The 4,437-nt window shown below is 35.5% G+C and carries 3 protein-coding genes and 1 pseudogene; 1 reads left to right on the top strand and 3 read right to left on the bottom strand.

Annotation, left to right across the window (positions count from 1 at the left end):
* Nucleotides 1-154: 154 nt before the first annotated feature.
* On the bottom strand, nt 155-307 hold the full coding sequence (locus tag GLP24_RS19625) for a hypothetical protein (protein WP_232616431.1): 153 nt from the start codon (nt 305-307) through the stop codon (nt 155-157).
* A gap of 246 nt (nt 308-553) precedes the next feature.
* Between GLP24_RS19625 and GLP24_RS19620 the strand changes: the two genes are divergently transcribed.
* Entirely contained in the window at nt 554-1,024 is a 471-nt protein-coding gene (locus GLP24_RS19620) for a hypothetical protein (protein WP_232616430.1), read from the top strand.
* 1,072 nt (nt 1,025-2,096) lie between these two features.
* Here GLP24_RS19620 and GLP24_RS19615 read toward each other — a convergent pair.
* Together GLP24_RS19615 and GLP24_RS19610 are read right to left on the bottom strand one after the other, a co-directional pair.
* Entirely contained in the window at nt 2,097-3,170 is a 1,074-nt protein-coding gene (locus GLP24_RS19615; protein WP_232616429.1) for a replication initiation protein, read from the bottom strand.
* 243 nt (nt 3,171-3,413) lie between these two features.
* Nucleotides 3,414-4,437 (bottom strand): annotated as a pseudogene (locus tag GLP24_RS19610) (IS91 family transposase); the annotation flags it as partial.

Raw genomic sequence — 4,437 nt, 5'->3', positions numbered from 1 at the left:
AGCTTAGTACACATAAGATGGATACTGTTAAATACAGCCGTTTTTAGCGAAAAGTCACGCTGGGTGTCGAGTGATAGGTCTTTATGGTATTAAAATCGATTCTAGGGATGATTTGAGGGTAAAAAGGTCTGTATAAAAAGACCTTTTAAAATATCTAGGCAATTTCTTTTTGTTTTTCTTCTAAATCAACTTTAATTTCATGTAGACGAGCAATAACTTCTTTTACTGAGATTATTGCTTCTAGCTGCTGTCGTTCAACATGCTTAAGTTCATTGTAGTATCTAAGTAGTTTGCATTTCCTTTCCATTTTCACTGTCCTTGTTTTTCTTAGATGATTAACAATAGATCATATGATATGTGTTTACTATCATTTTGATTGATCCTAATCGATGTTTTAGCCGTAACAGTCTCGGATCGCATAAATAGATTTGATGTTAAATACCGCCCAACTTGAGGCGGTATTTTTGTATGTGAGGTAGATTTAAAATAAATCTATTTACGGCCATTTCGTCACATGCTAGATTTATTTTAAATCTAATTACTTTGGTGGAATATGAACGACTACAAACTAAAAGATAGTACCAAAACGGCTATGCACCATATCTTGCAAGACTCAGCTACTAAACGTACCAATCTCTCATTACGCATTAATGAAGATCTGCATTTTGAATATAAGTTATTAGCTGATACTTATAAGAAAATTAGCGGTACATCATTACCTTTAGGTGCCTTGGCTGATCAACTTATAGCAGATTTAAATCAAATCTGTCGTAACGAAGTAGCAATGATGTTTTTCAATGCATTTCCACGCGGATTATTGATTAGCATTATTAAAGAAATGGCAAAAGGAAATACTTTCGATAGTGATTACTCTTTAATTCGTGAGTTAAAACTCAATAAGAAGTATCAAAGGATGATCAGTGGTGTATGCGAAAGACTGGATATTAGCTATATCACCTGTTCATCTGAATTAGAGAACGTCGTTCAAAGAGAAGCATTCATTACTTACTCAAAATTAAAATAAATGTATATTTTCATGTTTACCACTATTTTAGATGCATACTGTTAAATACAGGCGGTTCTAACTCAAAGTCATACTACGAGTTGAGTGATTGGTACTTGTGGTCTTAAAATCGTTTCTAGGGGCTATTTAACGGCTATTTGGGTCATGTCAGACTGATAAGCGATTTATGGCGAGATGGATTGACCAAAACTGTCAGATTTAAAATAAATATATTACTAGGAGTTTTGCCTAAATTTAGATTTATTTTAAATCTAAGGCGTAAGATCGCTTAGGCAGCCTTTGTCGTATCTGGACGTTACAGCGTATGGAATAGCATTAGACCTATTAAGTAAATTAGGTCGCCCTAAAGGTAAAGCGGTACGATTAAAGCTTGATGATATACGTGATGATATTGAGAAATATTATAAGATGGACTTGAGTTTAAGAGAGAGAGGTAAGCTTTTAAATATAGCATCAAGTACGTTAAGCGATTATATAAAAATCAGAGAGATAACAAGAGAAATGTATTACATTTGTTATACACTTCTCTGTTGTTTCTTATTAAAATAAAATCAAAAAACTATTGTTATCTATTGTGGACAACTGTGTAAATCTTTGATTTTCCAGTTATCCACAATGACTATAAAGATCTATATAAACTATAAAGATCTATAAAGACTATAAAGACTATAAGATCTATAGGCTTTGTAACCTCATGATAATAAAAAGGAAAAAACAAATTAAATGACACTTTTTAGGTGTTCAAGCAACACTTTTTAGGTGTTCAAGCAACACTTTTTAGGTGTTTGTGATCTTATTTTAGGTGTTTAGATGACACTTTTTAGGTGTTTATGATCCTATTTTAGGTATTTAGATGACACTTTTTAGGTGTCATTCCTATTTTTTTGGGGATAAATAGCTTTTTTTAGGTTATCAATTTTAATGACAACCTTTTTTAGGTCTATTTTTATCAATAGATGACACATTTTAGGTTTGAAACCATTTTTACACCTAAAATGTGTCCTATGTCTCATCAAAATGTTCTAAACACTGTTGCTATCTTTTCGAATACCTAAAATGTGTTAGTTCTAATTTAATATTCAGGATTACCACTGACTTCACTTAGCGTATCAATTTTCTCTAAGAACGCATCTAAATCGTCATCAGCAGATTGTGGCTCCGGTTCTGGAGTGAAGTGTCGTTTAGCTAACGTTTGTTCAATCTGGGCCGCTTTGTCGTCTTTGCCAATATATTGATAAGCGATTGCAAGGGTTTCTAATTCCCCATCTGATAGCTTGACGTTCTCTTGTAAGCGTTTGAGTTCGAGCTCTTTAATGGTTTTGATGGCGTCATGTTGGTTGAGTTCATCTATGGTACCGAGTTTTAGCCAGCGGAATAGAAAACGAATGCCTGTGATGGTCCGCCCTTTTTTTACTAATTCAAAACCAAAGTCACCTTTGTCACTGTCGATAAACAGCAATTCTTTTTTGATTTGTGGGTGTACTGATAGATCAGTAATACTTTGGCGAATACAACGTTTCATGAACACGCTGTTGTTCTTGAATGAGCTTTTGTCTTTCTTGATTTTTCCTGCTTCATCTAGCAAGCCAAACACGCCCTTAAGCTCTTGTAAGCTCTGTGCGTGCATTTCATAGCCCTTGCTTTTAAATCGGCTTAGAAGCTCATACAGGCGTTTTGAGTATTCTTTCTTAACATCGAAAAAGTTACGGGTATTGATCAGAGCAAAGCCGTGGTTGTATTCGATATATTCAGATTTGAGCATATCGTTGGGTACCATGGTTAACACACCATTTTTGTAAGCGATATGTTTAAATAACGGTCGATAATCAAATTCGATATCCCCTTTCACATTTTCACGCTTAATACCAATTTTACGGCTGGCAAGTCGGTTAGCTACTGGGCTTAAGTTGCTACCAATGTGTTTAGTATCAACACCAAGCCAATCTGAAAGTTGGTTAGAAGTGAATGCGTAATGGGGAGTACTGTGATCCCAATCGTTGCTTTTCATCTGTGCGATCATCAATGCAAACAAATCCGCTTCACGAGCAGAGAGATCTTGGCGACTAAAAACCAGTTGATGACCTTTTTTGATGTGCTTTGGCAGGTTATCGCTAACAGCGGGATAGTAATATTCTTCAGTATTCACAAGCTCTGTCCATAGAATTACAAAACTAAGCTTATTATGACACAATTTAGGTGTCAGTTGCCTAAATTGTGTCATTTATGGATAGGAATCTGAAAGATTGTTATCTATCAAGAAAATATCCATACAAACGTGGTTTTGACTCTCTTCATTATGAATGAATTAAAAAATGAGAAAATCCGGACGGAATTGAAGCGATTTTGATCATAAAAACTGATTTCGGATAGATCTATCCTGACTACAGCCTTAAATTGGCCTCTGTAACGTGATATTTTCTATCGCTGATACTAATTGACCTACTTTCAATCCTGCTATAAACCCCGTAAATATCATTCGAGCACCACACAAAATGCATTTGAACGGATCAACCTTCAAAAATGCTTTCATCATTGCTGAAAAACCAAAATAACGGTTCATTTTGAAGTGCTTTTCAGGCACATGGTTCAATATCCTCAGCATCATTTCTGTTTGGCTTAAGGTTAAATCTTTATAACTTTTTCTTCTGTGGTCTAGATAAGTATACGTCACATTATCACCAGTGTAATCAGCCAACCGAGCCGCTGCTATCGGTGGTTTTTTTACGTAACTCCCTAAATGTTTCGCAGTATGTGCCTTATGGCTGGTATTTTTGGCTATATTAACATTCCAATCGCTATTATAGTTTCTGTCTAAAAATGTATTCCAGGACTGAGCACTATTGCCTTCAACCGCCAACTCTGGCGGTAAAATTAATACGGGATAATGCGTTCTTAATAGGTTAATGATTCCATAACGCCATTGCATCATTAGTAAATCAAACTTAAATGAAAATGGTTTCAATTTACCCTGTCGATTTAGACCAAATTCTGCTATCGATAAATGGATATGATAATTGAAATTTACTTGCCGTCCATAGGTATGTAGGGCCGCAAAAATACCGACGGTTAAGCCTCTCTTTTTCGCAAGACATTATTAATGTGTTGGCAGCAAGGGAAAACAGATGATTCAATAACGCCCTGTTATATTGAAAAATCATCTAAAATGCTTTTGGCATCGTGAATGTAATATGCCGACATTTACAATCCGGAAGGATTGTATTGATAAGGGCTATCCAACGCTCTGTGGCCTTTTGGCCACATGAGGTGCACAGTTTACTCTTGCAGGTATTACACACTCTTTTCTCATGAGAGCATTGAGCGTTAGTACAACCATATGCTTTAGCACCTAGCTTATGTGTTTTACAGGACAATACTTTGACCACAGCTTCAAGCTCTGCTACACGAAAAACGTG

The sequence above is a fragment of the Photobacterium carnosum genome (assembly GCF_021236965.1).
GTDB lineage: Bacteria > Pseudomonadota > Gammaproteobacteria > Enterobacterales > Vibrionaceae > Photobacterium > Photobacterium carnosum.
This window is presented reverse-complemented; position numbering and strand designations above follow the sequence as displayed.

What these genes read in the sequence shown, in the direction of transcription:
- GLP24_RS19625 (WP_232616431.1), bottom strand. Translation starts at nt 307, where the DNA reads ATGGAAAGGAAATGCAAACTACTTAGATACTACAATGAACTTAAGCAT.
- GLP24_RS19620 (WP_232616430.1), top strand. Translation starts at nt 554, where the DNA reads ATGAACGACTACAAACTAAAAGATAGTACCAAAACGGCTATGCACCAT.